28 protein-coding genes and 1 pseudogene are annotated in these 25,977 nt (G+C 67.6%); 15 read left to right on the forward strand and 14 right to left on the reverse strand.

Translation table 11 applies throughout. The features are described from left to right. Nucleotides 1-198: 198 nt before the first annotated feature. On the reverse strand, nucleotides 199-1,236 hold the full coding sequence (locus PL79_RS03235; protein WP_044845433.1) for an aldo/keto reductase: 1,038 nt from the start codon (nucleotides 1,234-1,236) through the stop codon (nucleotides 199-201). Between the two features lie 128 nt (nucleotides 1,237-1,364). Here PL79_RS03235 and PL79_RS03240 point away from each other — a divergent pair, with 128 nt between their 5' ends. The 5 genes from PL79_RS03240 to PL79_RS03260 all read left to right on the forward strand — a co-directional run bounded on the left by PL79_RS03240 (nucleotide 1,365) and on the right by PL79_RS03260 (nucleotide 5,646). Then, nucleotides 1,365-2,264, forward strand: coding sequence for a LysR family transcriptional regulator (locus PL79_RS03240; protein WP_044845432.1), 900 nt, complete (start codon nucleotides 1,365-1,367; stop codon nucleotides 2,262-2,264). Nucleotides 2,265-2,451: 187 nt separating this feature from the next. After that, nucleotides 2,452-2,751, forward strand: coding sequence for an ArsR/SmtB family transcription factor (locus PL79_RS03245; RefSeq protein ID WP_040139054.1), 300 nt, complete (start codon nucleotides 2,452-2,454; stop codon nucleotides 2,749-2,751). 20 nt (nucleotides 2,752-2,771) lie between these two features. Then, nucleotides 2,772-4,124 (forward strand): pyridoxal phosphate-dependent decarboxylase family protein, encoded by a 1,353-nt coding sequence (locus PL79_RS03250; RefSeq protein ID WP_044845431.1) that lies wholly within the window; start codon nucleotides 2,772-2,774, stop codon nucleotides 4,122-4,124. 163 nt (nucleotides 4,125-4,287) lie between these two features. Then, entirely contained in the window at nucleotides 4,288-4,755 is a 468-nt protein-coding gene (locus PL79_RS03255; protein ID WP_044845430.1) for a cupin domain-containing protein, read from the forward strand. A 69-nt stretch (nucleotides 4,756-4,824) separates the two neighbouring features. Further along, on the forward strand, nucleotides 4,825-5,646 hold the full coding sequence (locus PL79_RS03260) for an SDR family NAD(P)-dependent oxidoreductase (protein WP_044845429.1): 822 nt from the start codon (nucleotides 4,825-4,827) through the stop codon (nucleotides 5,644-5,646). Between the two features lie 19 nt (nucleotides 5,647-5,665). On the opposite strand, the gene surE is transcribed toward PL79_RS03260, so the two are convergent. The 3 genes from surE to PL79_RS03275 form a co-directional block, all read right to left on the reverse strand. Next, the gene (gene surE / locus PL79_RS03265; RefSeq protein ID WP_044845428.1) at nucleotides 5,666-6,445 is read right to left on the reverse strand and encodes a 5'/3'-nucleotidase SurE; all 780 of its coding nucleotides are present in this window, start codon (nucleotides 6,443-6,445) and stop codon (nucleotides 5,666-5,668) included. A 357-nt stretch (nucleotides 6,446-6,802) separates the two neighbouring features. Next, nucleotides 6,803-7,105 (reverse strand): AzlD family protein, encoded by a 303-nt coding sequence (locus PL79_RS03270; RefSeq protein WP_082088540.1) that lies wholly within the window; start codon nucleotides 7,103-7,105, stop codon nucleotides 6,803-6,805. Beyond that, nucleotides 7,095-7,832, reverse strand: a complete 738-nt coding sequence (locus PL79_RS03275) for an AzlC family ABC transporter permease (RefSeq protein ID WP_044845427.1) — start codon at nucleotides 7,830-7,832, stop codon at nucleotides 7,095-7,097. Before PL79_RS03275 ends, PL79_RS03270 begins: the two co-directional genes overlap by 11 nt. Nucleotides 7,833-7,958: 126 nt before the next feature. Between PL79_RS03275 and PL79_RS03280 the strand changes: the two genes are divergently transcribed. The 3 genes from PL79_RS03280 to PL79_RS03290 all read left to right on the forward strand — a co-directional run bounded on the left by PL79_RS03280 (nucleotide 7,959) and on the right by PL79_RS03290 (nucleotide 9,636). After that, nucleotides 7,959-8,417, forward strand: a complete 459-nt coding sequence (locus PL79_RS03280) for an Lrp/AsnC family transcriptional regulator (protein ID WP_006486309.1) — start codon at nucleotides 7,959-7,961, stop codon at nucleotides 8,415-8,417. 219 nt (nucleotides 8,418-8,636) lie between these two features. Then, the gene (locus PL79_RS03285; protein WP_044845426.1) at nucleotides 8,637-9,206 is read left to right on the forward strand and encodes a hypothetical protein; all 570 of its coding nucleotides are present in this window, start codon (nucleotides 8,637-8,639) and stop codon (nucleotides 9,204-9,206) included. Nucleotides 9,207-9,321: 115 nt separating this feature from the next. Next, nucleotides 9,322-9,636: a hypothetical protein gene (locus tag PL79_RS03290; RefSeq protein WP_442861523.1), complete on the forward strand. Its 315-nt coding sequence runs from the start codon at nucleotides 9,322-9,324 to the stop codon at nucleotides 9,634-9,636. A 75-nt stretch (nucleotides 9,637-9,711) separates the two neighbouring features. On the opposite strand, the gene PL79_RS03295 is transcribed toward PL79_RS03290, so the two are convergent. From PL79_RS03295 to PL79_RS03315, 6 genes are all read right to left on the reverse strand, one after another. Beyond that, entirely contained in the window at nucleotides 9,712-9,999 is a 288-nt protein-coding gene (locus PL79_RS03295; RefSeq protein WP_044845424.1) for a helix-turn-helix domain-containing protein, read from the reverse strand. After that, nucleotides 9,986-10,354, reverse strand: coding sequence for a type II toxin-antitoxin system RelE/ParE family toxin (locus tag PL79_RS03300; protein WP_415749152.1), 369 nt, complete (start codon nucleotides 10,352-10,354; stop codon nucleotides 9,986-9,988). The genes PL79_RS03295 and PL79_RS03300 overlap by 14 nt, the downstream gene beginning before the upstream one ends. Before the next feature lie 399 nt (nucleotides 10,355-10,753). Then, the gene (locus PL79_RS03305; protein ID WP_044845422.1) at nucleotides 10,754-11,605 is read right to left on the reverse strand and encodes a hypothetical protein; all 852 of its coding nucleotides are present in this window, start codon (nucleotides 11,603-11,605) and stop codon (nucleotides 10,754-10,756) included. Nucleotides 11,606-11,707: 102 nt separating this feature from the next. After that, the gene (locus tag PL79_RS35995; protein WP_193759801.1) at nucleotides 11,708-11,848 is read right to left on the reverse strand and encodes a hypothetical protein; all 141 of its coding nucleotides are present in this window, start codon (nucleotides 11,846-11,848) and stop codon (nucleotides 11,708-11,710) included. Nucleotides 11,849-11,964: 116 nt separating this feature from the next. Continuing rightward, complete coding sequence (locus tag PL79_RS03310; protein ID WP_044845421.1) at nucleotides 11,965-12,297, reverse strand: DUF2322 family protein; 333 nt, start codon at nucleotides 12,295-12,297, stop codon at nucleotides 11,965-11,967. 273 nt (nucleotides 12,298-12,570) lie between these two features. Continuing rightward, entirely contained in the window at nucleotides 12,571-13,275 is a 705-nt protein-coding gene (locus PL79_RS03315) for a flavin reductase family protein (RefSeq protein ID WP_044845420.1), read from the reverse strand. A gap of 228 nt (nucleotides 13,276-13,503) precedes the next feature. Between PL79_RS03315 and PL79_RS03320 the strand changes: the two genes are divergently transcribed. Beyond that, nucleotides 13,504-13,830, forward strand: a complete 327-nt coding sequence (locus tag PL79_RS03320; protein ID WP_044845419.1) for a thioredoxin family protein — start codon at nucleotides 13,504-13,506, stop codon at nucleotides 13,828-13,830. A 10-nt stretch (nucleotides 13,831-13,840) separates the two neighbouring features. Further along, nucleotides 13,841-14,260, forward strand: a complete 420-nt coding sequence (locus tag PL79_RS03325; RefSeq protein ID WP_044845418.1) for a secondary thiamine-phosphate synthase enzyme YjbQ — start codon at nucleotides 13,841-13,843, stop codon at nucleotides 14,258-14,260. A gap of 68 nt (nucleotides 14,261-14,328) precedes the next feature. On the opposite strand, the gene atsR is transcribed toward PL79_RS03325, so the two are convergent. The 4 genes from atsR to PL79_RS36000 are packed head-to-tail and all read right to left on the reverse strand — an operon-like array spanning nucleotide 14,329 to nucleotide 18,049. After that, complete coding sequence (gene atsR / locus PL79_RS03330; RefSeq protein ID WP_044845417.1) at nucleotides 14,329-16,149, reverse strand: hybrid sensor histidine kinase/response regulator AtsR; 1,821 nt, start codon at nucleotides 16,147-16,149, stop codon at nucleotides 14,329-14,331. A gap of 9 nt (nucleotides 16,150-16,158) precedes the next feature. Continuing rightward, nucleotides 16,159-16,659: a molybdopterin-dependent oxidoreductase gene (locus PL79_RS03335; RefSeq protein WP_044845416.1), complete on the reverse strand. Its 501-nt coding sequence runs from the start codon at nucleotides 16,657-16,659 to the stop codon at nucleotides 16,159-16,161. Nucleotides 16,660-16,707: 48 nt separating this feature from the next. After that, nucleotides 16,708-17,586, reverse strand: a complete 879-nt coding sequence (locus PL79_RS03340) for a response regulator (RefSeq protein WP_044845415.1) — start codon at nucleotides 17,584-17,586, stop codon at nucleotides 16,708-16,710. A gap of 40 nt (nucleotides 17,587-17,626) precedes the next feature. Continuing rightward, nucleotides 17,627-18,049, reverse strand: coding sequence for a hypothetical protein (locus PL79_RS36000; protein ID WP_193759802.1), 423 nt, complete (start codon nucleotides 18,047-18,049; stop codon nucleotides 17,627-17,629). Between PL79_RS36000 and PL79_RS36985 the strand changes: the two are divergent. From PL79_RS36985 to PL79_RS03365, 5 genes and pseudogenes are all read left to right on the forward strand, one after another. Next, a pseudogene (locus tag PL79_RS36985) lies at nucleotides 17,955-18,179 on the forward strand (sel1 repeat family protein); the annotation flags it as partial. The gene PL79_RS36000 and the pseudogene PL79_RS36985 overlap by 95 nt on opposite strands. 285 nt (nucleotides 18,180-18,464) lie before the next feature. Continuing rightward, nucleotides 18,465-21,488 carry a hybrid sensor histidine kinase/response regulator gene (locus PL79_RS03350; protein ID WP_082088539.1) on the forward strand — a complete coding sequence of 1,008 codons (3,024 nt, stop codon included), beginning with the start codon at nucleotides 18,465-18,467 and terminating at the stop codon, nucleotides 21,486-21,488. 241 nt (nucleotides 21,489-21,729) lie between these two features. Then, nucleotides 21,730-21,927, forward strand: coding sequence for a hypothetical protein (locus PL79_RS03355; protein ID WP_044845414.1), 198 nt, complete (start codon nucleotides 21,730-21,732; stop codon nucleotides 21,925-21,927). Nucleotides 21,928-22,151: 224 nt separating this feature from the next. After that, nucleotides 22,152-22,835 carry a response regulator gene (locus PL79_RS03360; protein ID WP_044845413.1) on the forward strand — a complete coding sequence of 228 codons (684 nt, stop codon included), beginning with the start codon at nucleotides 22,152-22,154 and terminating at the stop codon, nucleotides 22,833-22,835. A gap of 61 nt (nucleotides 22,836-22,896) precedes the next feature. Continuing rightward, nucleotides 22,897-25,959, forward strand: a complete 3,063-nt coding sequence (locus tag PL79_RS03365; protein ID WP_044845412.1) for a hybrid sensor histidine kinase/response regulator — start codon at nucleotides 22,897-22,899, stop codon at nucleotides 25,957-25,959. Nucleotides 25,960-25,977 lie beyond the last annotated feature (18 nt).

A 25,977-nucleotide genomic window follows, 5' to 3' on the forward strand; every position in this document is an offset into this window, starting at 1 on the left:
ACGTTGCTACGTTGTTACGTCGTTACGACGCTACGCCGTTATGCCGTTATGCCGTTACGCCGCTATGTCGCTAGGCCGTTACGCCGTTACGCCGTTACGACGCTACGTCGCTACGTCGCTACGTCGCTACGTCGCTACGTCGCTACGTCGTCGCGTCGTCGCGTCACTGCATCGGTGTGCGACGGTCCGCTGCTCCGCCTACCCACACATCGGCGGATTGAGCCGTGCGAATGCGTCCTGCCGGCGATACGGGAAGTGCGGATACGGCGCTTCGATCGCACTCGCCGCATCGAGTTTCGCGACCTGCGCATCGGTCAGCGACCAGCCGAGCGCACCGAGGTTCTGGCGCAACTGTTCCTCGTTGCGCGCGCCGATGATCACCGACGACACGGTCGGGCGCTGCAGCAGCCAGTTCAGCGCGATCTGCGGCACGGTCCTGCCGGTTTCCTCGGCGATCGCGTCGAGTGCATCGACCACGTCGTACAGCCGTTCGTCGTCGACCGGCGGCCCGAAGCCGGCCGTATCGTGCAGGCGGCTGCGTTCGGGCAGCGGCGCGTGGCGGCGGATCTTGCCGGTGAGCCGGCCCCAGCCGAGCGGGCTCCACACCAGCGCGCCGAGGCCCTGGTCCGCGCCGAGCGGCATCAGGTCCCACTCGTAGTCGCGGCCGACGAGCGAATAGTAGACCTGGTTCGCGACGTAGCGCGACCAGCCGTGCCGGTCGGCAACCGCGAGCGATTTCATGATCTGCCAGCCCGCGAAATTCGACACGCCGATGTAGCGCAGCTTGCCCGCGCGCACCAGGTCGTCCAGCGTCGACATCACTTCCTCGACCGGCGTGGCCGCGTCGAACGCATGGAGCTGCAGCAGATCGATGTAGTCGGTATCGAGGCGGCGCAGCGCGTCGTCGACCGCGCGGATCAGCCGTGCGCGCGACGTGCCGGCGTCGTTCGGGCCATCGCCGGTCGGCAGGCCCGTCTTGGTCGAGATCAGCACCTGATCGCGCCGGCCGTGGATCGCGGCGCCGAGCACGCGCTCGGATGCGCCGTCCGAGTACACGTCGGCGGTGTCGAACAGGTTGACGCCGGCTTCGAGGCAGATGTCGACCAGGCGGCGCGCTTCATCGACGTCCGTGTTGCCCCAGGCGCCGAACAACGGGCCGGTGCCGCCGAACGTGCCTGCGCCGAAGCTCAGCGCGGGAACCTTGAGGCCGGAGCGGCCGAGCGTGCGGTATTCCATGGCGGGTGTCCTCTCGTCGTCGAGGCCGGCGCGAGCGGGCGTCGGCAAGGTGAGCGTTCACTCTAGCGCTTGCGGTTCATCCGGATAATTGGGCAGACTTCGAAAATATCCTTCGGAGGAAGCGAAGAATGCTGCTCGATAACCTCGCGCTGTTCCTGCGCATCGTGGAGAAGGGCGGGCTGGCCGCGGCCGGCCGCGAGGTCGGCCTGTCGCCGGCCACGGTTTCCGAGCGGCTGACGGCGCTCGAGCGCCACTACGGCGCGACGCTGCTCACGCGCACGACCCGCGCGATCAGCCTGACCGACGAGGGCCGCACGCTGGTCGCGGGCGCGCGGCGCCTGCTCGCCGAGGCCGACGAACTCGAAAGCCGCGTGCGGCTCGGCGCGCAGACGCTGTCGGGGCCCGTGCGGCTGAGCGCGCCGGCCGATCTCGGGCAGGCGCGCGTCGTGCCGGTGGTCGACGCGTTCCTGGCCGAACACCCGGGCGTCACGGTCGACCTGCATCTCGGCGACGGCTACGTCGATCTCGTCGGGCAGGGGCTCGACTTCGCGATCCGTCGCGGCCAGCTCGCGGACAGCGCGCTGCGCAGCCGCTCGCTCGGCCGCTCGCTCGGCCGCTCGCGCCGCGTGGTGTGCGCCGCGCCTGCGTATCTCGCCGCCCACGGCACGCCGCGGCATCCGGCCGAGCTTGCCGCGCACGACTGCATCGTGATGCGCTTCGGCCAGGAGCTGTATGCCGAGTGGCCGTTCCGTATCGACGACGAACCGAAGCGCGTGACGGTGCGCGGCCGGCGCGTCGCCAACGACGGCGCGCTCGTGCGCGCGTGGTGCGTCGCGGGGCACGGGATCGCGCTGAAGTCGCTGCTCGACGTCGACCAGGATCTGGCGTCCGGCGCGCTGGTCGAGATCCTTCGCGAGTTCTCGCCGGGCGAAGTCGACCTGCAGATCGTCTATCCGGGCGGCGCGGTGCAGCCGCGGCGCGTGCGGGCGCTGATCGAACGGCTGGCGCAGGCGTTGGTTGTGGGGTGAGCGCAACCGGATCGCGCCGCGGCCGATGCGTTTGCGCGTCAGCGTCCGACGCGATGATGCCCAATGTGGTGCATCAGCGGAACGGGGCCGCTTCCCGCACGCCAGTGAACGCAAAATCGCCCGCGAAGCGGGTTGTCCACGTTTCGTCATTTAGCTAATATTCAAAACGTCAAGCGAGACCGGAACCATGGACGACGTCACCCGCATCAGCGCACTGGCCAACGAAAGCCGTCTGGCCGTGATGCGCTGGCTCAAGCAGCCGCGCAAGCATTTCCCGCCGCAGCCGCACGGCGACTTCGACGAGCTCGGCGTGTGCTGCACGTACATTACCGAGAAGCTCGGCATCGCGCCGGCGACGACCACGCGCCACATGCGGATCCTCGCGGATGCCGGGCTCGTGCGGGCGACGCGCGTCGGCAAGTTCACGTACTACAAGCGGATCGACGATGCGCTGCATCGGTTGGGCCGCGACCTCCTGCAACTCTGATCTTCACAGAGGCAATCGACATGGATGAACTCGCCCTGCTGGCCGATGCCGACCGGCGCGCGCAAGCGTATCTCGCCGCGACCGACGAACGGCGCGCCTATCCCGAAGGGGCGGCGCTCGCGGGTCTTGCGGCCTTCGACGAGCCGCTGCCCGATGCGGGGCGCCCGGCCGACGACGTGCTGCGCCTGCTCGACGACAAGGGCACGCCCGCGACCGTCGCATCGAACGGCCCGAACTACTTCGGCTTCGTGATCGGCGCGACGCTGCCGGCCGCAGCCGCCGCCGAGCGGCTGATGCTCGCGTGGGACCAGTGCGCGTCGTCGTTCGCGAATTCGCCGGTGGCCGCGACGATCGAGCGGCAGGCCGCGCGCTGGGTCGTCGACGTGCTCGGGCTGCCGGAAGGCAGCGCGGTCGGCTTCGGCACGAGCGCGACGGCCTGCACGCTGGTCGCGCTGGTGGCCGCGCGGCGGGCGCTGCTCGCGCGCAAGGGCTGGGACGTCGACGCGGACGGCCTGATCGGCGCACCCGAGGTGAAGGTCGTGCTCTCCGAGCTCGCGCACATCACGGTGAAGAAGGCGCTGCGCGTGCTCGGCTTCGGGATGAAGCGCCTGATCGTCGCGCCGGTCGACGCGCACGGCCGCATCGACCCCGCGCAATTGCCGCCGCTCGACGACATGACGATCCTCTGCGTGCAGGCCGGCGAAGTGAACACCGGCGAATTCGATCCGTTCGCGGCGCTGATTCCGCGCGCGAAGGCCGCCGGCGCGTGGGTGCACGTGGACGGCGCGTTCGGGCTGTGGGCGCGCGCGTCGTCGAAGCGCGCGCTGACCGACGGCATCGACGGCGCGGACAGCTGGACCACCGACGGCCACAAGTGGCTCAACACGCCGTACGACGGCGCGATGGTGATCTGCCGCGACGCGGCCGCGCTCGCGACCGCGATGAACAGCGATGCCGTCTACCTGAGCGGCGCGCAGGATGCGCAGAAGAACCTGAACCTCGAATTCTCGCGGCGTGCGCGCGGCATTCCGGTGTGGGCCGCGCTGCGTGCGCTCGGCCGCGCCGGCGTGGCGACGATGGTCGAGCGGCATTGCGCACAGGCCCAGCGCGTCGCGGACGGCCTGCGCGCGGCGGGCTACGACGTGCTGAACCGTGTCGTGCTGAACCAGGTGCTCGTGCGCGCCGGCACCGACGACGAGACGATCGCGATCCTTCAGGCCGCGCAGGACTCGGGCGACGTATGGTTCGGCCAGACCGTATGGCAGGGGCGGCCGGCGTTCCGGATCAGCGTGTCGTCGTGGCGCACGGAGGACGAGCACGTCGACCGTCTCGTCGCATTGCTGACGACGCTGCGCGGCGTGCACGTCGGTTGAGCGGCGGCGGCGAATGCGTCGCGCGCGTGCCGCCGCCGCCGGCTATCCGTATCTGGAGATGTGCGGCTCGTCTGCGTGAAAATGTCGGACAATAGTGCGGCATGCGCGCCGTGCCCGCCCGGGCGGCGCGCCCAACCGCAGCATTCACGCCGACGAGATCCCCATGTCCACGACACCTCCCCGGGAGCTGCTGAAAGCCGCCGACATCGCGAAGATGGAACCGACGCGCGCGGTGCATTCGCTCAATCCCAATGCCGTTCGCCTCAAACGACAGCTCAGCGACCTGACCGGCCTCACGCAGATCGGCGCGCACCTGCTCACGCTGATGCCCGGGCACGAATCGGCCGAGTATCACCGCCACCTGTACGAGGAAGAATGCGTGTACGTGCTGTCCGGCACCGGCTCGGTCACGATCGGCGAACGCACGTGCGAAATCGGGCCGGGCGATTTCCTCGGTTTTCCGCGCGGCGGCGACGCACACACGTTGCAGAACACCGGCGAGGTGCCGCTGGAACTGTTCATCCTCGGCCAGCGCCTCGAACACGACGTCTGCGAATACCCGAGAATCGGCAAGCGGCTTTACATCGCCGGCGAGCTCGAGGATTTTGTCGACCTGCCGAAACGGCCGTAGACGGCACGCATCCGCATCGGCCGTCGTCATGCTTATGATGCGGGAACGCCACTGACAGGATTCCACGCCATGGACGCGCCGCATCCGCCGATGAATGCCCCGATTTCCGAAACGGAACCTGAAACCGAAACCGTCGCCGAGCCCCGCGCGTCGCGCGTGCATCGGCCTGTCGCGCTCGTCACCGGATCGACGTCGGGAATCGGCGCGGCCATCGCGCGACGCCTGGCGGCCGACGGCTACGCGGTGATCCTCCATTCGCGCAGTTCCGCCGACACCGGTTGCGCGATGGCGCGCGAACTCGGCGCGACCTACGTGCAGGCCGATCTCGCCGACGACGCGGAACGCGTGCGGTTGATTCGCGACGCGCTGGCGGTGCATGGCCGCCTCGACGTGCTGGTCAACAATGCGGGCGTCAGCCGCGTGATTCCGCACGACGATCTCGCCGCCGCGACGCCCGACGTGTGGCGCGAGATGCACGAGATCAACGTGATCGCGCCGTTCCGGCTCGTCGCCGAAGCGCAGCCCGCGCTGCTCGAAGCGGCGTCGGGCGGGCGTGCCGGGTGCGTCGTCAACGTCAGCTCGCACGCCGGCGTACGGCCGAAGGGGGCGTCGATTCCCTATGCGGCGGCGAAGGCCGCGCTCAATCACACGACGCGCTTGCTGGCGCGTACGCTCGCGCCGGCGATTCGCGTCAATGCGGTGGCGCCGGGGCTCGTCGATACGCCGCTGACCGCGGACTGGACCGACGCGCAGCAGCTCTGGCGCGAGCGCGCGCCGATGCGCCGTGCGGCGACGCCGGACGACGTCGCGCAGACGGTTGCGATGCTCGTTGCGTCCGATTATGTGACGGGCGAGATCGTGATGCTCGACGGGGGAATGAACCTGACGTGACCGGTAACCGTTCTCGAGGTCAGCCGAGGTTCGACCGCAGCCGCGCGAGCGCCTGGTCGTGCGTGCGTTCGAACTTCAGCGGCGTGACCGCGATATAGCCTTCGCCGAGCGCGACCGTTTCCGAGCCCGCATCGTCGTCGCGCGGTGCGCGCGCCAGTTTCAGCCAGTGGTATTCGATGTCGCGCGGATCGCGCCCCGACACGATGTCGACGCCTTGCAGCGTGCCGGCGCCCTGGTTCGTCACCTTCAGGCCGCGCACGTCGTCGGCCGGCCGCGCCGGGAAATTCACGTTGAGGCACGCGTCGCTGTCCCAGCCGGCCGCGACGAGCCGGCGAATCACGTCCGGCGCGTGCGTGAGCGCCGTATTCCACGGCACCGCGTTGCGGTCGACGAACGCCTGGCTCAGCGCGATCGCCGGCACGCCGACCAGCATGCTCGTCATCGCGGCGCCGACCGTGCCGGAGAACACCGTTTCGGTGCCGAGGTTCGCGCCGCGATTGACGCCGGACAGCACGAAGTCGGGCCGCGCGTCCTTCATCAGGTGGCTGACCGCGATCGCGACGCAATCGCCCGGCGTGCCGCGCACCGCAAAACGGCGCTCGCCCTTGCGATGCACGCGCAGCGGTTCGTGCAGGCTCAGCGAATGCGACGTGCCGCTCTGGTCCTCGGCCGGCGCGACGATCCAGACTTCGCGCGCCAGTTGCGTGGCGACCTGTTCGAGCACTTCAAGGCCGGGGGCGTCGAATCCATCGTCGTTGGTGAGCAGGACGCGGTCGAACAGCGGGCGGGTTTCTTGCATCGGGACGATCCTCGCAGGTAGGCAATGAGAGGGGAAAGGCATCGCAGGTACACCCGCAAGGCTAGCATCCCGTCGCGGCGCATGTTGTGTCGTGTCATGCCGCATCTCATTGCACCTCACCTTAGCGCACCTCACCTCAGCCACCTCAGCGCACCTCAGCGCACCTCAGCGCACCTCAGCGCACCGCACCGCACCGCACCGCACCGCGCCGCGCCGCGCCGCGCCGCGCCCGGCGCCCGGCGCCCGGCGCCCGGCGCGCTGCGCGTGGATACGCGGATACGAAAACAGGCGCATGGCGCGCCCGTTTTTCCGGTTCGATGTGCCGCCCGGGCGGCGGGTGGGACCCGCGAGATCCGATTACCCGAGCAGATGCCGCAGCAGGCCGGCCGACGCGACGCCGACGATCACGGTCGGCAGGATCGACAGGCGCGTCGCCGCGATCAGCGTGACGGCGAGCGCGAGCAGGTCGGCCGGGCGCGTCGACACGAAGGCCGGCGCGATCACCGAGATCAGCACGCAGCCGGGCACGTTCTCCATCACCGACGCCATCCGCGGGCTCAGCGTGCGGTTGCGCAGCAGCACGTAGCCGAGCGCGCGCGACAGGTAGGTCGTCGACGCCATCAGCACGATGGTCGCCACCGTCGCGAAATCAGGCAGCATCGCGCGGCTCCCACAGCAGCGCGGCGATCAGACCCGCGCATGCGCCGGCCGCGACGTACCACGCGCCGGGCACGGCGAGGTGCGTGGCGGCCGCGACGACGAGGCTCACGAACCACGGACGGCTCGCGCGCATGCCTTTCCACATGCCGCGCAGCAGCACCAGAAACACGGCGGTGAACGCCATGTCGAAGCCGTATTGCTCGACGTCGCCGATCGTCGGGCCGAGTGCCGCGCCGAGCGTCGTCATCGAGATCCACGTCAGGTAGAGCCCGGAACACACGCCCGCGTAATAGGGGACGCTGATGTGCGTGGCCGAGCGCGAGCGTGCGTCGGCAAGCGACATCGCCCAGCTTTCGTCGCACATGAAGAACAGCGCGGCGAACGCGCGGCGGCGCGGCAGGCGCCGGATGTACGGCGCGAACGCCGCCCCCATCAGGATGTGGCGCGAATTCACGAGGAACGACATCGCGACGATCAGCGCGATGTGCGGCGGCGACGTCCACAGATGGATCGCCGCGAATTCCGAGCCGCCGCCGAAGTTCAGGCCCGTCATCATCGGCACCTCGAACAGGCTCAGCCCTTTTTGCGCGGCCTGCGCGCCGAGCACCAGCGCGAACGGCACGAAACCCAGCATGACGGGCAGCGCCGCGCGCAAGCCGCGACCCATCTCGGCGACATAGGCGGGCTTGTCGCGAAGCCCGGTCGACGTTGAAACGCTACTGCTCATTACTCCTCCTTCGGGGGAGGAGGATTGTCTGCTTTTTTGACTCGAATCGGGTTGCGTTGCGGACCAATTTTTATGAGAATTTGGCATTCAACGAGTGATTTGCGATTTTTTTGGAATTCGATGCCAATGAAGCTTGACGCGATCGACCGCCGGATCCTGAGTGCGCTGCAGCGCGACGGCCGCATGCAGAACGTGGAACTCGCGCACGAGGTCGGGCTGTCGCCGTCGCCGTGCCTGCGGCGCGTGCGGCTGCTCGAGGAAGCGGGCGTGATCGAAAAATACGTGGCCGTGCTGAACCCGGCGAAGGTCGGCAAGGGGCTGACGATCTTCACGCGCGTGTGGCTGAAGGGGCAGGACGCGGAATCGGTGAACCGCTTCGCCGAGGCCGTCCAGCAGATGCCGGAAGTCGTCGAATGCCACCTGATGGCCGGCGACTGCGATTTCCTGCTGCGCGTCGTCGCGGCCGATATCGACGACTATCGGCGTTTCCAGATGGAATACCTCACGCGCATTCCCGGCGTGCTCAGCGTGAAGACCGACATTCCGATGCAGAAGGTCAAGCTCACGTCGGCACTGCCGACGTAACGTGCCGCGAGCGCGCGACGGCGATGCGGCGAATCGTCACCAGCCGGTGACGATCGGCCGATACACTGTCGGGACAAGCCGCTTCGCCGCGCACTGGCTGCATCGCAGTGCGACTTCGATGCGCAAGCAACTAACGGTCAACCGCGACGCGATCGACGAACACGCGCGCCGCGCGCGACGTGACCGGCCGATCGATGCGTTTTTCTTGTCGAGCCATTCATGCAGCCATTCAACGATCCGTGGAATTCGCTGGAAATCGTCAAGCTCGTGCTCGGTGTGCTGACGCCGTTGTCGGTCGCGTGCCTGGGCTGGCTCGTCGCGCGCCGGCTGAAGCGGCTCGAGCTCGTGCAGTGGACCAACCAGCGGCTGATCGAGAAGCGGCTCACGCTGTACGACACGGTCGCGCCGCAACTCAATGCGCTGCTGTGCTTCTATACGTGGATCGGCTACTGGAAGGACATCTCGCCGGACGACGTGATCCGCGCGAAGCGCGAACTCGACCGCACGTTTCACATCTACCGCTACCTGTTCGACGACGACGTGTACGACGCGTATCACACGTTCATCCACGCGTTGTTCGAGATGCACACGGGGCCGGGTCGCGATGCGCGGATCCGTTCGCTGATCCTGTCGCCGGACGGTGACCGCAGCGTGCACGGCACGTATGAATGGAAGGCGGCGTGGTCCGAGCGGTTCTCGACCTCGAACGTGACGGACAAGGCCGACGTGATGCAGTACTACACGCGGCTGATGGAGCGGCTGCGCGTGGCGCTGGGCGCGAATCGCTGACGATTGCGCACGCGTGCTGCGCGCTGGTACCGGAATTCGCTACCCGGCGGCGCGGATTGATTCCCTCACGCACGGCGCGGATGCGCGACGCGGCCGCGGCTGACATGCTCGCGCCATGTCCATTCGCGGGAGGTTCGCATGCACATCGACACGGGTTCCCGGCCGCTCGTGGCTCGTCGGCCGGGTGCGTACGCTCGGCGACGTCGAGACCCTCGATACGCTGCTGCGCCGCAATCCCGATCATCCGCTCGGGTTCTGGAAGATCTGGTATTTCGGCCGGATTCCGTGGCAGCGCCGCACGGTGACGCCGGCGAGCGTGTTCGAGAGCCGTGAGTTGCGTGTGGTGGTGGATACGCGTGGACGCGATCCCGGGGCGCGGGAACTGCGTGGCTCGGAAGAGGCGGAAACCGGTGGCGCATCTGATTGCTGATGCGGCATCGTCCGGGGTTTGAACAACCGTGGCGACGCGCCGGCCGCTCGACCGGCCGGTGGTCGGAACGAGGAATCAAGCGAACGAGATCACGAGTTTCTTGCCACAAGCTGCCGCGTACTTGCGCAGTGTATCGATGGACGGTGAATGCTGGCCCGTTGCGAGTGCGCGCTCGAGTCGCGTCACTGCCGGTGCTTTGGTGCCCATGCGCTGGGCTACATCGGCTTGCGACAGGCCGGCGTCTCGCCGAGCAGCCAGCATCACGTCGAGCAGTGCGAGTTCTTCGCGGTTCAGTCGTTCGTATTCGGCGCGCACCTCGGGGTCGGACAATGCCCGCGCGCGCAGTTCCTTATACGTTGCCATCTTGAACCTCCTTGAGTCGGTAGCGCGCGATCTCCAGTTCTTTCCGGGGCGTCTTTTGCGTCTTCTTCACGAAACAATGAAGCATGACGATACGCCGATCGACGATCGCGCAATAGAACACTCTGGCGATACCTTCGGCGCCCTTCAGTCGCATTTCGTACAGCCCGTTTCCCATTGACTGGGTATGCGGCTCGCCAAGATTCGGGCCGTACTGCTCCATGCGATCAGCGAGCGCAAAAAAACGGGCAAGCAGCGTCGTCGGTAACGTGACGACCCCCGTCTCTACGCGCGCATTGAAGAATTGAATTTCGTACGCGTTAGCTGGCATGATAACAAATATGTTATGTTCGTGCAAGTGCGGAGTTCGCCCGCGACTGTGGACGCGGGCGGGCGTTCGGTGCGTTCGAAGCGTCGTTACGTCGCGTGGGGATTTCGGTCAGGAAGGGGGCGTTCGACGAGATTCGGATGGCCTGAATCGGGCAACGCGTGCGATTCGGTATCGGCGCGGGTGGCGCACGTTGGAAGCTTCGGCGTGGAGAGGTCGATCATGGAAGTCCCTTTATGCCGGACACGCGTGAACGCGCGTGAAAGGGAGGTCAGTTTGGGAGCGAGCGTGGAGCGGGTCAATTGACCGGACGGCCGATGATTCGATGCGCCGGTACAGTCGATCGCCAATGGATTCGCTGCTTTTCGGCGCGACGACGAACGCATGTCATGCGATCGCGCACGAATCACGCGCACGCCACCGCGCCGATCACTGCTTCCGGCAAGCCACCTGATAATCGATCACGGTATTCGCCGACGGCGTGTCCGGCTCGCCGCCGGCCGTCGTCACGCCGAGCACGCCGGACACACTCCGATACCGCAGCGCGCAATAGCCCATGCCGGTGCCCGAGCACGCTTCGGCTTCGATGATCCCGTGCTTCGCGAGCGTCGCCGCGCCGTCCATCGGATCCGGCTTCTCGTGCGGACGCAGCGGCTGCCAGCCATGCGAGATCAGAATCTTGCGCGCCACGTCGAGCGGCTTGCCGTACACGTTGGGCACGACCGCACGGCCGCGACAGTACGTGCGTTCCGCCGCGACCGCGGTCAGGCGCAAGCCGCCATTTTCTTCGCGCAGCTCGGCGACGGGCGCCGACGGGCCGTCACCGCCCCAGACCAGCAACGCGCCGCTTTCCAGCTGCTCGACCGAGCCGAGCTGCCAGCCGGCCGAGCGTGCCGTATAGCCGAGCGCGACGAGCGTCGTGCCGTCGAAGACGCCGATGTTCGCGTTGCGCGCAAAACAGATCGCGCTCGTCCCCGGCTTGAACCCGCTCGCGAACGTGACGACGGTGTAGCGGCCGAGCGGCGCTTCAGAAGTCACGATCCAGCCGAGCCTCGCGACGTCGCGGCCAGCCGCAGTGGCGGTCTTCGCGCGATATTGCGCGCAGAACGCGTCGAGTGTGCCGTGTTCCGGCGAGCGCGGCAGCGCGCCGAGCGGAACCAGGGACGCGCCGGCGATATCGGAGGCCGCACGCAGCGTCTCGGCCGACGCTGCACCGCCGGGTGCGACGCACGCGAGTACCGCGATCGATGCGATGCGGCGGGCAAACAGCGGGACAGTCATGCGATGCACGTGGATGGTCTCCGGGGAAAGAACGGGGAGTCGCGATGGTCGCGGTTTTCCGCGCAGGTGTCACGACGGCAAGCGGTGCACGAGGTGGCGGCGTCAGTGCGCCGCTCCGTCCTGATGCAGCACCTTCTCGAACAGCGCCTGCGCGCGTTCGGCGGACATCCCGTTGTGGAATACGCTCGGCTCGCCTGCGTGCCATTCGTCGCATTGCGCGCATGGAAACCGGAATGTGGCCATGCGTGACCTCGTCGGAACCGTGACGTGTGGCAGTGACGGACGCACGGTGAAGCGCGCGACGGGCGCGAGCCGCTGCGGCGCATCGGCCCGCAGCGTACCCGCCCGTCGCCCGGCGCTCAGCCCTTCGCGACCACGTCGATCCGCAGCGCTTCGCCGCCGTCGACGATCGCGAGCAGACGATCGACGTTCGGGTGCGCGCCCGGGCGGTTGCGCGCGTCGGCGGTGTGCTCCGCGAACACGGCGAGGCCGTGCTCGGCGGCCTTCGCGTCAAGCGCACCGAACGCCTGCTTCAGGTAGTTGTACACCGCGAGCGAGCCCTGCTTGCCCGGCTGGTTCTCGATGCTCGCGACCACGTCGCCGTTCGCGCCGACGAGATCGATGCGCGCGACGCCGTCGATGGCCGGCAGTTGAGCGAGGTTGTCCTTGAATACTGGGGTCGGTTGAATCACTGAAAACACTCCGTCGGTTCGATAAGGGGCGAGGCGGCCCGTATCTTAGCCGATCGGGCGTTGGGTTTCGCGCGGCCCGTGCGCGAGACGATGCAGGGCGCGCGCGGTGGGTGCGACCGTGCAGGACGAAGCACGATTTGGAGAGGCGGTCATCGGTGTTCTCCAGGTTATCCGCCGCACCGACGCGCGGCGGCAATGAAGCGGATTCAGGGAAGTGCGGCACGCCGTGACGAACGATCTCGACGCGGTTCGCGTCACGCGGGCCGCCGCGCGTTATCGCCGGGCAACGTCCATCGACATGCCGGCCTCACGCGAGCGCTCGATGTCCGGGCTGCGATACGCGCGCTCGGGAATCTCGGCGAGCCGCGACGTATGCACCTGATGCGGCGCCAGGCCGTAGAACTTCTGGAAGCTCATGATCAGCGGCGACCATTTGTCGGGAACGATGTGGTCAGGATCGCCGTCAGCCAGCAGATCCGGATGCACGTGCACACGCTGGATGCGCAGCTCGAATACGGTGATCTTTCCGCGCAGGTCGGGCGTGTCGTCGCCGATCCCGTGCGAGGCCGCGACGACGGCCTCCATGTGCACCGGGCATTCGAGCGCGCGCGGCGGCGCGACGGTCTGCGACGCCGCCTCGGTGAGCCCGGCCGTGCCGAACTTGTCGGGTTCGAACACGTAACCTTTTGCCCGCTTCCCGTCGGGCACCGGATACGTGCCCGTCGTGCGCGCGATCCGGTCGACCGCGTGCGCCTGTGCCGACGACGGCAGGTTCAGCACGCATTCGCCCGCGCGCAGCAGGTTGCGCGTGGTCTGCGAACTGGCGGCGATGCCGATCACGCCGCGCCAGCCGAGCCAGAACGCGGACGAGATCGGTGCGAGATTGGCCGTGCCGTTTTCGTTCAGCGTGCTGACCAGCACGACGGGCGTGCCGAAATAGAGGATGTTCGGTTCGGTGACGCGATGCGGAGCATTCATGGTCGGCGCCTTCGTTGATGGATCGGTCCTCATGCTGATCCTGTCGCGGCGGCGCGGCGCTCCGGATCTTGTCATGTCATTCCGCCGCCGCGCGCAGGTGGTGTACGCGTCTGCCGGAGTCCGCCGACATCGCGCGCGCTTTTCCGCTACAGTAGGAAATCGCAGGCCGAGCCCGCCGCATCACGCAGGCGCGCGCGGCCATGTTCCGCCAACGCTCACGAGGGCCTGATGGATACCGAGCAACGCTACACCGCCAATGCGCCGACGCGCGCGGAAGTCGACGCACTGGGCGGCGCAACCGTCATCGAATTCGGTGCGAACTGGTGCGGGATCTGCGCGAGTGCGCAGCCCGCGATCGCCGCGTCGTTTTCCGCGCATCCCGCCGTGCGTCACCTGAAGATCGAGGATGGCCCGGGCCGCCCGCTCGGCCGCTCGTTCGGTGTGAAGCTGTGGCCGACGCTGGTGTTCCTGCGCGACGGCGTCGAGGTCGCGCGCGTCGTGCGCCCCGCCGACGCGAAGCAGATCGAAGCCGACGGCTTCGCCGCATTCGCCTGAGGTCGACATCATGCAACAGGCCATCACGCACATCGGCGTCGACGCGCGCGGGAGCGGCCTCGTCGAGTTCACGCCGCAGGTGCGCGCATTCGTCGACCAGCAGGCGATCCGCACCGGGCTGCTGACCGTGTTCTGCCGCCATACGTCCGCGTCGCTGCTGATCCAGGAGAACGCGGATCCGTCGATGCAGCGCGATCTCGAACGCTATTTCGCGACGCTCGCACCCGAGGACGACACGCGCTACGAGCACGACACCGAAGGGCCCGACGACATGCCCGCGCATCTGCGCACGGCGCTGACGCAGGTGCAGCTGTCGATTCCGGTCGAGCACGGGCGCATGGTGCTCGGCACGTGGCAGGGCATCTACCTGTTCGAGCATCGCCGTGCCGCGCACCGGCGCGACATCGTGCTGCATCTGATCGGCGAATGAGTATCGACGGGTGACGCGGCGCAGCGCGCGATGCGATGCCGTGCGCAGGCGCGCACGCTATCGCGGGCTTACGCGAGCAGCTTCTCGACGAGCGCGCCGAGTTCGCGCAGGTGGACAGGCTTCGGCAGGAATTCGTCGAATACCTGCTTGTTTTCGCGCAGCGCCGCCGACTCATACGCGCTGACGCCGAGGATCGCCGGATGGCGGCCGTCGTCGTCGGGTTGCGCCACTGCCCGAATGCGCCGCGCGACTTCGAAGCCGCTCAGGTCCGGCAGCTCGAGATCGAGCACGACGATGTCGTAGCGGCCGGTGCCGAAGCGTGCGACGCCTTCCTGTCCGGTGCCGCACAGATCGGCCTCGATGCCGAGCGCCGACAGCATCGCGCCGAGCGTTTCGCGTGCGTTGTCGTTGTCGTCGACCACCAGCGCGCGCCGGTCCCGGTGCTCGGTCGCGGGCGGCAGTGCGGAGGCATCCCCGGCCGCGTGGCCGGCCGTGTCGATGCCCGGCACTTCGGCCGGCAGCGTCACGACGAACTCGCTGCCTTCGCCCACCGTGCTGCGCACGTCCACATGCCCGCGCAGTGTCGTCACGATCTCGCGCACGACGGCGAGCCCCATGCCGATTCCGTCCACGTGCAGCCCCACCGCGTCGTTCGCGCGATAGAACGGCTCGAAGATCTTCGACAGGTGTTGTTTCGCGATGCCGGCGCCCGTGTCGCGCACGGCGATTTTCAATTGCTGGCCGGCCGGCGCGTCGGTGAGCGTGATCGACACGTCGATCGATCCGCCGGCCGTGTACTTGACCGAATTCTCGATCAGGTTCGACAGCACCTGACGCAACAGCTTGCGATCGGAGCGGATCGCGAGATCGCCAGGCTCGACCTGCTGCGCGACCGCGATCCGTTTGGCCGCGATCTTCGCGCGCAGCGGATCGAGCACTTCGGCGAGCAGCGATGCGATGCCGACCGTTTCGGTTTCGGCGAGGCGCTTGGTCGAGCGCAGCTTGATGTAATCGGTCAGGTCCTTGACCAGCGCTTCGAGCGACGATGCGGAATTCTGCAGTCGCCGGATCGTCTTCAGGTTCGCGTCGGATTGCGGCCGCGCGAGCAGGATCTCGATCGAACCGCAGATCGCCTGCAGCGGCGTGCGCAGTTCATGGCTGACCATTCCGAGGAACGCGTTCTTCGCCTCGATCATCTCGAACGCGCGATCGGATGCCTTGCGCTCCGCATCGAGCGCCGCGTTCTGTCGTTCGAGCAGATCGTCGCGCGTGCGCATCGTATAGAACAGCAGCAGGAACAGCGCGCACAGGATCACGCCGAGGATAATGCCGAGCGATACGATCGCCTGCTGCTTTTCTCTCAGCTGATGGAACGTGAAGTCGCGCTGCGCCATCTCGATCGCACGGAAGTCGTTCGCGAGGCCGTTGACCTTCGGCCAGTACGTACTGACCTCGTCGATCACGCGCTGTGCGCCGCCCGGCGCGCTGCGCAGCAACGGCACTTCCTGCCTCAGGCGCGTCATGAATTCGCCGAGCGCCGCGATCTGGGCGCGGGCACGCGGGATGCGCAGCCAGTATTCGGACACCTCGGACGGCCGCTGCAGGAACCCGAACGACACCGACAGGCTGTCGAGCTGCATCTGCACGTGGTCGAAGTCGTCGTCCACGTGCGTCGCGTAGAGGATCAGCTGGCGGTCGAAGCGCGTGTAGACGTTGCGGTATTGCGCGGCGGTCCAGAACACGCCTTCACGCGGTCCTTCGAGCACGCCCTCGTTGACCGACGTCGCGAGCAGGTCCCACAGCAGGAACGCCCATGCGGCGAATCCCAGGATCCACAGCGATCCCAGGACCAGGATGATTTTTCTGTTCTTCCACCGCCCGCGCTTCATGTCGCGCGCTTACTTCACGGTCAGGCCGATGATCTGCCACGCGAACTTGGCTTCGCCGAGCGGCGTCTTGAGCTCGTCGGGATACTGGTCGCGCGGATACATGATCCACAGCGGGCCGTAGTTGTCGTTGCCGAGCACCTTGCCGTTCATCGTGCGCGCGAGGATCACGCCGTACTTGTCGGCATCCGACACGGGGATCGTGAACGTGTATTCGTCGATGCAGCGGAACTCGATCTGCGTGCCGTGCGCGTCGACGGCCTTCAGCACGTCGGACAGGCGCGGGCCGGTGAAGGTCGCCCTCGGCGTCCAGCTCGTCGACGTGACGATCGTGTACTGCGGCAGTGCCATCAGCGCCTGCTCGGTAAAGACGAACATGGTCTTGCCGGGCTGGTTGCTGCGGCCGATCTTGCCGTCGACGGTGAACGTGAACGACGCGGCCCAGCTCGCGGCAGCGATGCCGAGCAGGCCGGCCGTGACCAGGCTTTTGATCCAGATGGTCGAAACGCGCATGTTTTTCCTTCGGTCGTGTGCGTGTGGTGGTGGGTTTTCGCCGTGGTCTCAGCTCGCGGCGGCGGCCGTGGCGGACGGCAGCGTGATCTTCAGTTCGCGCGCGACTTCGGCGAACAGGATCGGCAGGCGCACCGGCTTTTCCTCGCAGCGCGCGTTGTAATGCGACACGATGTGCGCGATTTCGTCCTCGCTCGCCTCGCCGGTGGAGATCTTGCCGGTCAGCAGGAAGATCGGCGCGTCGCCGTTCTCGCTCGAGCGGATGCCGCGCACGAGCTCGGCGGCCGTCTGGTCGCCCAGCATCCAGTCGAGGATGTAGCCGTCGAAATCCTCGACTTCCAGCGCCTTGCGGAACGATGCGCCGTCATAGTAAGGAATCGCGTTCACGCCTTTTTCGATGAAATATTCGCATACGGTTTCGGCGACGTCCTGCGAATCGTCGACCACCGCGATCCGCGCCGCGTAGACGGTCGGCTGGCTCGAGCGCAGTTCGATCACGTCGACCGGATAGAGGCGGCCTTCGCGTGCGTGCTGGCGTTCGGTGACGATCCATTCGCCCTGCCACTGCAGCGCGACGAAATCCGTTTCGATCTGGCTGCTGGCCTTCGCCGAGATCGCCGCGCGGCAGCGAAAGCGGCGCGACTCGATCACGAGCGTCGCGTCGATCATCTCGGCGGCGGCCGGCTGCGTGCCCTTGTCGTCGAGCAGGATCGCGGGCGGCACGCCGAAGTGCGTCGCGATGTCCTGCAACTGCGACAGGTTCCACGGGATCAGGCCTTTCATCTTGCGCGTGACGACCGAGAAACTGAGGCCCAGCACGTTCGCGATCGTGGTGTTGTGGCTGCGCGGCGGAATGCCGTTGCGCGTCAGCAGATCGTGCACCTTGGTGGCGGTGATGAGATCGACGTTGGCCTGCTCGCTATTGGGCATCTCGATGGGGTCTCCTGAGGTTGAGCGACGAAGAGCATATTCAAAAGTGACGCAATACGCAAACTTTGAAAATGCGAATCACCTTGACATGCCATTTTTCTCCATTATTATTGCTCACCACGTCACTATTGTTTGTCGCGTCATGTTTGGAGGCCGGTGTCGACACATTCGGCCCGGCGAAAAGCGGCAGCCAGCGCGTGACTGAACGATTCGAAGAGAGCCAAAGAGAGCCTGAGAGAGCCTTGGACTGCGTGTCGGCGTGGGTGAATTGTATTCGCCTCGCCGCGCGCAAGCCGGGTACGCGCTCGCGGGGGCGGGATCGTGCGAAGCAATACGGCGCGAATAAGACGTGGGGAAAAAAGCGCGAAATGGTTCGCCGGTTACTCGCACCGGAGTTGCTGTTGACCGCGTGTGCGCGGGATCCGTCCGTCACCGGCAATACCGTGCGGATCTGCGATGACATAGGGTGTTTCGATCGCCCTGAAGTTTAGGTTTCCTATCAAAAGAAGGGCGATCCGGATGGCCGCGAGGATCCGCTCATCGTGTCGCTGAAGCAGGCCGCGAAGACTCAGCCGAAGCCTGCCTATGACCTCGAGTGATTTCCGCGGCGACGGCGTGTGCCAGGCCGCCGCGCGTCGGGTGTGTCGGCACGCGGCCGGGACGCACCCCGCCGCGGCCTTGCGCGGCTTCGAATCTAGGTCAAGTTCTAAATGACGCTTCAATCGTAATTGACAAGTACGAAACGGTTCGGCCGGGGTGGACGCTCCCGCACGCGTTTGGCATTGTCGGAACTCATTTCACCTTTCCACTGGTGAGTTCCCGCAACATCGTGCGATCCGGATCGGCATCGTTCGGCGCCGCGGTGCTCGTCGCTCGTCATGCCGCAGAGTCCGCTCCAATCCCTGCGCCGCTATCTGAGCATTTCGGTGTTCGGTGGCGGCATCGTCGTTACGATCCTGGTCCTGATTGCATGCGGTCTCGGGATGGTGGCGATCATCTCGGGCCATGTCGAGGGCGAACGGCGCAATTACCTGAACGGGCTGGAGCAGACGCTCAACGAGATCCAGGTGAGCGAGACGTCGTTCCGCAACGGCGTCACGAACGCGCAGCTGATCTGGCGCGAAGCCGATAGCGCGCCCGCGTCGGACGTCGACGCGTTCTTTCGCGACGGCCAGCGCGTCGCGATCCGGCCGCATCCGTCGCTCGTGCTCGGCGTGCCCGGGCGAACCGGCGATCGCGCCGAGGTGGCGCGCTACCTGTCGCTGTCGGTGCTGCTGTCGCGCATCTGCGCGGCGAGTTCGATCAATCGCGGGCGCACGCTGGAGGGTTACCACTACAGCACGCGCACGGGCATGTTCGGGCTGGTGCCGAACCGGAATCCCGACGATCCCGCGCTGGCATCGCCCGACGCGCGCGCCCGCGTGCTCGATGCGCTGCACATCGATTTCGAGCGCGCGTATCCGCCGATCGTCGATGCCCGGCCGCACGTGCGCTGGCTGCCGCCGTTCACCGATCCCGTGTCCGGGCAGCCGCGCATCCGGATCGCGGCCGAAGCGCGCGACAACGGCAGGACGTTCGCCGTGCTCGTGACCGAATATTCCCCCGATTACCTGCTGTCGTGGCTGGCCGATTACCGCCCCGGCGGCGCGTTCTACATCACGACGGCCGATGGCCGGCTCGTCGCGATGGATCCCACCGCGGGCGATGCGGGCAGCACCGCGCGCCTGCTGGAACTGGCGCCGTGGCGCGGTCGCGCGTCGTCGGGGGCGCCCGTGTTCCGCGACGGCTTCCTGCTGTTTCACGGCCGGCTCGAATCGACCGGCTGGACGTTCACGTATGCGCTGTCGTGGGCCGACGTCGCGGCTGGTGTCGCGCGTTCGGCCGGCACGCTGCTGGCGGCAACGCTGCTGACGCTCACCGTCATGTGGGGATTGCTGCTGCGTTTTCACCGACGCGAGTTCGCGCCGCTCTATGCGCGTTCGCAGCGCGTGTTCGACAGCGAGGCGCTGTGCCGCAGCGTGATCGAGATGGCGCCGATCGGGCTAGGGCTGATCGCGCGCGACGACGGACATTTCCTGCTCGCGAGCCCCGCGCTGAGGGAGATGGTCGCGCGGTTCGGCGGCGACTTTCACGCGCTGTCGAACCAGGTGGCCGCCGCGTGGCAGGCGCACGTCGCCAGCGGCGGCGACGGCGTGCTGCACGACGATCTCGTGCTGGGCGGCGGCGAGGACGCGCATCTGCACCTCGAATTCATCGCATGCGGCGCGCGCTATCAGGGGACGGACGTGCTGATTGCCGCGGTCGCGGACACGACCGCGAAGCATCAACTGATGCAGAAGCTCGAGGAGGCCGTGCGCGCGGCCGACTCGGCGAACGCCGCGAAATCGTCGTTTCTCGCGGCGACGAGTCATGAAATCCGCACGCCGCTGAACGTGATCCTCGGCAACCTCGAACTGCTCGAGCGCTCGGCGCTCGACGCGGTACAACATGGCCGGGTCGGCACGCTGCGCACGTCGGCGACGAGCCTGCTCGCGCTCGTCAACGACATTCTCGATTTTTCGAAGATCGAGGCCGGCGCGATGCAGGTCGAGTCGATCGAGTTCGACGCGATCGCGGCGGTCGCACGCGAGTTGAGCGCGTTCGCGCCGATCGCGAAGGCGAAGGGGCTGCAACTCTTCTGCGAAGTCGACGCAGCCGACACGCAACCGATGCGCGGCGATCCGACGCGGTTCGCGCAGGTACTCGGCAACCTGCTGAACAATGCGATCAAGTTCACGAGCGCGGGCCGCGTGACCGTGCGCGTGGCGGTCGTCGAGGAAGGCAAAGGCGCGCCGGGGTTGTCGGTCGCGATCGAGGACACGGGAATTGGCATCGCGGCCGAGCATCGGCACAAGCTGTTCAGCGCGTTCTCGCAGGTCGATTCGTCGATCACGCGGCGCTATGGCGGCACGGGGCTCGGGCTCGCGCTGTGCCAACGGCTCGTCGCGGCGATGGGCGGCCGCATCGAGGTGGCGAGCGAGCCGGGCGTCGGCAGTTGCTTCACGGTTCTTCTGCCGCTCGGCGTGGATGTCGCCGCGTCCGGCAGGCCGGCTCGCGCGCGTGCGCTGACGTTCGTCGCCGCCGATCCCGAGTGGCGTGCGTTCGCGTTGCCGCATCTGCGTGCATGGGGATTCGACATCGACGTGTACGACAGTCCGTCGAGCCTGCCGGCCGGCGTGGCCGGGCCGGTCGTGCTGTTCGGCGATCCCGATGCCTGGTCGCATGCGGAACTGGATCGCTTGCGCGACTGCGCGCCGCTGATTCTTGCGACACGCGACGGCCCGCTCGAACCGTACCGGACGGGCGGCACGGTGCGCGTGTCGAGCTATTCGCTCGGCGGTCTGCGTGCGGCGCTGGCCGATGACGAGTCGTCGGGCGACGCTTCGCCGGGTGATGCTTCGTCGGGCGACGCTTCGCCGCCGAACGACCACGCGATGCCGCGCGGCGGCGGCCGTGCATTGCGCGTGCTGGTCGCCGACGACGTCGCCGTCAACGGCTCGATTTTCCGCGAGCAGCTGCAGGCGCTCGGCTGCGCGGCGGCCGAGGTCGAGTCGGGGCGTGCCGCGCTCGAATCGCTGGCCGGCGGCGGCTGGGACGTGCTGCTGATCGGTGCAGACCTGCCCGACATGTGCGCCCACGTGCTCGCCGAGGCTGCGCGCAGCGCGGCCGGTTGCGACGTGCTGGTCGTGACGTCGCACCTGACGCCGGACGGCATGCGCCGCTGCGCGGCGGCCGGCGTGCGGCGCGTCCTGACGAAGCCCGTGACGCTCGCGCATCTGCGCGCCGCGCTCGCGCAGCACGACAGCGGCATGCCGTGGCTTAGGCGGCCTGCCGAGCGCGCGACGGCGCTGCGTGACGAGTAAGCGGTTGTCGAGCGATCGACCGCCGTGAATGCGGCGAATGCAGCGAATGCAGCGAATGCAGCAAATGCAGCACATGCAGCAAATGCACCAAACGCGGCAAACGCGGCAAACGCGGCAAACGCGGCAAACGCGGCAAACGCGGCAAACGCGCGGAGCGCTTTGTCGCGGCCGGAAATGAAACAGGCAGGATGCCGGCGGACGCCGCACGGCACATTTCACATCAACCTGGGAGGGGAACGCCGTGCGTCACGCATGGAAGATATTCGCACTGCTGCTCGAGTTCGCCGCGCTTTCCGAGAAGGGCCGCCGGGAATTCCTGACGCTGATGAACGAGTTTCTACTGATGTCGCCGGCGCAGAAACGACGCGCGATCAACGAATGGAAGAGCAGGACGGATGGCGACTCGCCCGATCTGCCGGGCGATTCGGGCCGGCCGTAGCGCGTCCTCCTGCGGGTTGCGCGCCGTGACCTTGCCGCCGCGTCGCGCGCAACGGACCGACGTGCGTTCGACCCGGACGGAAGCGCTTCGGGAATTATCTTAAAATCGAGTCACTTTTTATCCGGCGAGCCGATCACGGCCAATCGTCGACGCGATGGTGCGAGCATGCTTGCCGTCGCGGCGGGAAACCGGATGCATGACTGCAAGCCTCGGGATACAAGAACATGGACGAATTCTTTGTGCGCGTGATGGTGGCCGATGATCATCCGGCGTCCGCGCTCGGCATGTCGCAGGCGCTTCAGGGCAACAGCACGATCCGGCTCGTCGGCACCGTATCGAATTCGACGGATCTGGTCGCCGCGCTCGACGCGCAGCAGAGCGACGTGCTGGTGCTGGATTACGTGATGCCGGGCGGCAAGTACGGCGACGGCCTCGGGCTGCTGTCGTTCCTGCAGCGCCGCTTTCCCGCGCTGCATATCGTGACGATCACGATGATCGACAATCCGAGCGTGCTGTATGCGATTCACCGGCAGGGCGTGAGCTGCATCCTCAGCAAGTCCGACGCGATCTCGCACCTGATCGGCGCCGTGCATGCGGCCTATGTCGGCGCGAACTACATGTCGCCGCACGTCAAGCAGCTGCTGCAGGACATCGATACGACGCCGATCGCCCGTGCGCTGACGACGCGCGAGATCGAGGTCGTGCGGTTGTTCTGCGCCGGCTACACGGTCGGCGAGATCGCCGCGCAGCTCCATCGCAGCAAGCAGACCATCAGCTCGCAGAAGTCGAGTGCGATGAAGAAGCTCGGCATCGTCCGCGATGCCGATCTGATTCGCTATGCCGACGAGGGGAAGCTCCCCGACGCGTCGGCGTCGCCCGCGCCGGGCACACCGGGCGCACCCGAATAGCGTGGCCGGCCGGTCGCGCCGGCCACGCGCGGCACGCCAGTCATCCTCATCACCCGAACGCATGCCAGACAAACTCAAACGGCACGCCGCGATGGGCGGCAAACCCTTCGACCCCGGCCGCGTCCGGCGCCAGCAGCAGGCGCTGCTGTACGGCGGCGGCGCCGCGATCACCGCATTCATCCTGTTGTGCGCACTGCTCGTGATGCGGCTCGACGTCCACGATTATCTGGCGCGATCGCGTTCGGCGTTCCTCGGGCGCAAGGCCGAACTCCAGGCCGAGCTGCAGGTGACCAAGGTCCTGCTGAACCGCTACGTCGACAACATGGAGCTGCTGTGGCGGCGCGGCGATTACGCGTCGCCCGACGTGCTCGCGCGCTTCGCGGCCGACGGCGGCAAGCTGGTGTACCGCGGGCGCGGCGGGCAGCCGACGTTCGTCGCGCTCGCGAACGTGACGCGGGCCCATCCGGCCGAGAGTTATGCCGCGTATCTGGCGATCATATTGCGGCAGGCCGAAGTGACGATCCTGCCGACCGCGCAAACCGTGCATTCGGGCTTGAGCGGCTACGTGATCGGGCTGAATGGCGAGTTTCTCGGCGTGGTGGGCCGCGAACTCGCCCAGCGCGCGCTCGCGCTGCCGCCCGGCGTCGATCTCGCGACGTTGCGGCATGAGTTGATGCCGCGCGAGGACAGCGCGCTGCCGCAGGCGCGCACGGGCGACAGCGGCACGCTCGTGGACGCACGCTTCGATCCGCTGCTCGGGCGTACGGTGCTGCGCGTCGCGCAGCCGTTTCGCGACGCGGCCGGCCGGCCGGTCGGCTGGTTCATGTTCAATGCCCGTTCACAGACGGAGGATTTGCTCGCGTCGCACGAGATCGACCGCAGCTACGCGCTCGTCGATGGGGACGGCGACGTCCTCGGCGGCCAGTCGTCCGATCGCAGGATGATCGCGTACGCGCTCGAAGAGGCAAACCATCCGCACGGCGAGCGCGCGGCCGCGCGCCGCATCGGCGGTCGCTTCGTGATCGGCGACGCGCTGCCCGACACCGATCTGGTGCTGGTGACGACGTTCTCGTGGCGCAGCGTGCTGGCGGCAGTCGCCGCATCCGCGAGCCTGACGGTCGGCGGCGCGTTGCTGGCGATTACCGTGCTGTGGTTCGCGATCGTCACGTTCGACCGGCGCGCGCTGCGCGTCGCGAACCGGCGCGCGATCCGCCTGATCGAGAGCGAGGCGCTCAACCGGACGCTGATCCGCACGGCGCCGGCCGGGCTCGTGCTGCTGTCGCTGGCCGACGGCGAAGCGATCGTGCGCAACGACGCGATGCTCGCGTACGACCGGGAGGGGGCGGGCGAGCCGCTCGGCAAGCGCCTGTGGCGCGCGTACCGCGACGGCGCACGCGGCGGCGGCACCCGCGCGCTCGTCACGCACGAGCTGCCCGTCGAGCGCCGCGGGCGCGATACCGTGTACCTGGACGCGCACATCGTGCGCACCAAGTATCGCGGGATCGACGTGCTGCTGTGCACGCTGCTCGACATCACGGCCCGCAAGCAGGCGGAGGCGTCGCTGAGCGAAGCACGCGAAGCCGCCGAGCAGGCGAACCGCGCGAAATCGACGTTTCTCGCGACGATGAGCCACGAGATCCGCACGCCGCTCAACGCGATCATCGGCAATCTGGAGCTGATGGAGCGCGGGGCGATGCCGACGCCGCTGCGGCGCCGGCTGGCGACGATCATGTCGTCGTCCGATGCGCTGCTGCGCGTGATCAACGACGTGCTCGACCTGTCGAAGGCCGAGTCGAACCAGATGGCGCTCGAGCATATTCCGTTCGATCTGCGCGGCGTGCTGCGCGACGTCGCCGCGATTTTCAGGCCGCTTGCCGAAGCGAAGCGCCTGACGCTCGCGTGCCGGCTGGCGCCCGAGCTCGCCGACGGCTACGTCGGCGATCCGGTGCGGCTGCAGCAGCTCGTGGCGAATCTCGTCAGCAACGCGATCAAGTTCACGACGCACGGCGACGTGACGATCGAGGCGCGCATCGCGCCGGCCGGCGCGGGCGGGCGCGCGGTCGAGATTGCCGTGAGCGATACGGGCGTCGGCATTCCCGAGGGCAGCATGGCGACGCTGTTCGACGTGTATATCCAGGCCGACGCGTCGATCTATCGGCGCTTCGGCGGCACGGGGCTCGGATTGCCGCTGTGCCAGCGCATCGCGAAGCTGATGGGCGGTGAGTTGAGCGTCGCCAGCCGGCTCGGCGAAGGCACGACCTTCGTCGCCGCGCTGCCGTTGCCTGCGGCGCCGGCCGGCTGGTGCGCGGCGCTGCCGGCGCCGGTCGCGGGTCACGGAGACGACGGTGGCGACGGTCGCGACGGTCGCGACGATGGCGACGATGGCGACGATGGCGACGCGCCGCCGCCGCACGAAGACGGCGAGCCGCTGCGCGTGCTGGTCGCCGAGGATCATCCGGCGAGTCGCGCGCTGTTGCAGGATCAGTTCGACGTGCTCGGTCACGACGCGACGATCGTGACGAACGGTGCCGAAGCGATGCGTGCGTACTTCGCCCATCCGTTCGACATCGTGCTGACCGATCTGGGCATGCCCGAACTCGACGGCTTCGCGCTGGCGAGGCTGCTTCACGAGCAGGGTTCGACGGTGCCGGTAATCGCGATGACCGCGCATGCGACCGACGACGATTACCGTCGGTGCGTCGCGGCCGGCGTGGCGGAGGTCGTGCTCAAGCCGCTGTCGATTCAGGCGCTTGATGCAGTGCTGCGCCGACAGGCGGCGCGCCATCTTGCGGCCGTCACCGTCGCCGACGAGGCAGGCGGTCCGACCCACGTGTCGATCGAGATTCGCAACACCCTGAACGACGCAACCCAGAAGTCGCTGGCGGCGATCGGCGATGCGCTCGCGACCGGCGATCTCGAGCGGATCAAGGTCGAACTGCATTCGATGCGCGGCGGTTTCGCACTGGTAGGCGACGTCGCAGCCAGCGACGCATGTGCCCGGATGGAGCGCGCGGCGAACGACGGCGATATCGGTGCGGTCGAGCGCTGCTGGTCCGGGTTCCGGCAAGAGATCGACGCCGCGCTCGAACGTCTGTTGCCCGATAGCGGGGAGCGGAGCGCTTAGGGTTGCGGCGCGCCGCGG

This window comes from Burkholderia sp. USMB20, from assembly GCF_000949135.2.
Taxonomy (GTDB): Bacteria; Pseudomonadota; Gammaproteobacteria; order Burkholderiales; family Burkholderiaceae; genus Burkholderia.

What these genes read in the sequence shown, in the direction of transcription:
- PL79_RS03315 (WP_044845420.1), bottom strand. Translation starts at nt 13,275, where the DNA reads ATGAATGCTCCGCATCGCGTCACCGAACCGAACATCCTCTATTTCGGC.
- PL79_RS03365 (WP_044845412.1), top strand. Translation starts at nt 22,897, where the DNA reads ATGCCAGACAAACTCAAACGGCACGCCGCGATGGGCGGCAAACCCTTC.
- PL79_RS03285 (WP_044845426.1), top strand. Translation starts at nt 8,637, where the DNA reads ATGCAGCCATTCAACGATCCGTGGAATTCGCTGGAAATCGTCAAGCTC.
- surE (WP_044845428.1), bottom strand. Translation starts at nt 6,445, where the DNA reads ATGCAAGAAACCCGCCCGCTGTTCGACCGCGTCCTGCTCACCAACGAC.
- PL79_RS03270 (WP_082088540.1), bottom strand. Translation starts at nt 7,105, where the DNA reads ATGCTGCCTGATTTCGCGACGGTGGCGACCATCGTGCTGATGGCGTCG.
- PL79_RS03290 (WP_442861523.1), top strand. Translation starts at nt 9,322, where the DNA reads ATGTCCATTCGCGGGAGGTTCGCATGCACATCGACACGGGTTCCCGGC.
- PL79_RS03340 (WP_044845415.1), bottom strand. Translation starts at nt 17,586, where the DNA reads ATGCCCAATAGCGAGCAGGCCAACGTCGATCTCATCACCGCCACCAAG.
- PL79_RS03320 (WP_044845419.1), top strand. Translation starts at nt 13,504, where the DNA reads ATGGATACCGAGCAACGCTACACCGCCAATGCGCCGACGCGCGCGGAA.
- PL79_RS03260 (WP_044845429.1), top strand. Translation starts at nt 4,825, where the DNA reads ATGGACGCGCCGCATCCGCCGATGAATGCCCCGATTTCCGAAACGGAA.
- PL79_RS03275 (WP_044845427.1), bottom strand. Translation starts at nt 7,832, where the DNA reads ATGAGCAGTAGCGTTTCAACGTCGACCGGGCTTCGCGACAAGCCCGCC.
- PL79_RS03295 (WP_044845424.1), bottom strand. Translation starts at nt 9,999, where the DNA reads ATGGCAACGTATAAGGAACTGCGCGCGCGGGCATTGTCCGACCCCGAG.
- PL79_RS03325 (WP_044845418.1), top strand. Translation starts at nt 13,841, where the DNA reads ATGCAACAGGCCATCACGCACATCGGCGTCGACGCGCGCGGGAGCGGC.
- PL79_RS03350 (WP_082088539.1), top strand. Translation starts at nt 18,465, where the DNA reads ATGCCGCAGAGTCCGCTCCAATCCCTGCGCCGCTATCTGAGCATTTCG.
- PL79_RS03360 (WP_044845413.1), top strand. Translation starts at nt 22,152, where the DNA reads ATGGACGAATTCTTTGTGCGCGTGATGGTGGCCGATGATCATCCGGCG.
- PL79_RS03240 (WP_044845432.1), top strand. Translation starts at nt 1,365, where the DNA reads ATGCTGCTCGATAACCTCGCGCTGTTCCTGCGCATCGTGGAGAAGGGC.
- PL79_RS03235 (WP_044845433.1), bottom strand. Translation starts at nt 1,236, where the DNA reads ATGGAATACCGCACGCTCGGCCGCTCCGGCCTCAAGGTTCCCGCGCTG.
- PL79_RS03250 (WP_044845431.1), top strand. Translation starts at nt 2,772, where the DNA reads ATGGATGAACTCGCCCTGCTGGCCGATGCCGACCGGCGCGCGCAAGCG.
- PL79_RS03245 (WP_040139054.1), top strand. Translation starts at nt 2,452, where the DNA reads ATGGACGACGTCACCCGCATCAGCGCACTGGCCAACGAAAGCCGTCTG.
- atsR (WP_044845417.1), bottom strand. Translation starts at nt 16,149, where the DNA reads ATGAAGCGCGGGCGGTGGAAGAACAGAAAAATCATCCTGGTCCTGGGA.
- PL79_RS03280 (WP_006486309.1), top strand. Translation starts at nt 7,959, where the DNA reads ATGAAGCTTGACGCGATCGACCGCCGGATCCTGAGTGCGCTGCAGCGC.
- PL79_RS03305 (WP_044845422.1), bottom strand. Translation starts at nt 11,605, where the DNA reads ATGACTGTCCCGCTGTTTGCCCGCCGCATCGCATCGATCGCGGTACTC.
- PL79_RS36000 (WP_193759802.1), bottom strand. Translation starts at nt 18,049, where the DNA reads ATGTCATCGCAGATCCGCACGGTATTGCCGGTGACGGACGGATCCCGC.
- PL79_RS03255 (WP_044845430.1), top strand. Translation starts at nt 4,288, where the DNA reads ATGTCCACGACACCTCCCCGGGAGCTGCTGAAAGCCGCCGACATCGCG.
- PL79_RS35995 (WP_193759801.1), bottom strand. Translation starts at nt 11,848, where the DNA reads ATGGCCACATTCCGGTTTCCATGCGCGCAATGCGACGAATGGCACGCA.
- PL79_RS03335 (WP_044845416.1), bottom strand. Translation starts at nt 16,659, where the DNA reads ATGCGCGTTTCGACCATCTGGATCAAAAGCCTGGTCACGGCCGGCCTG.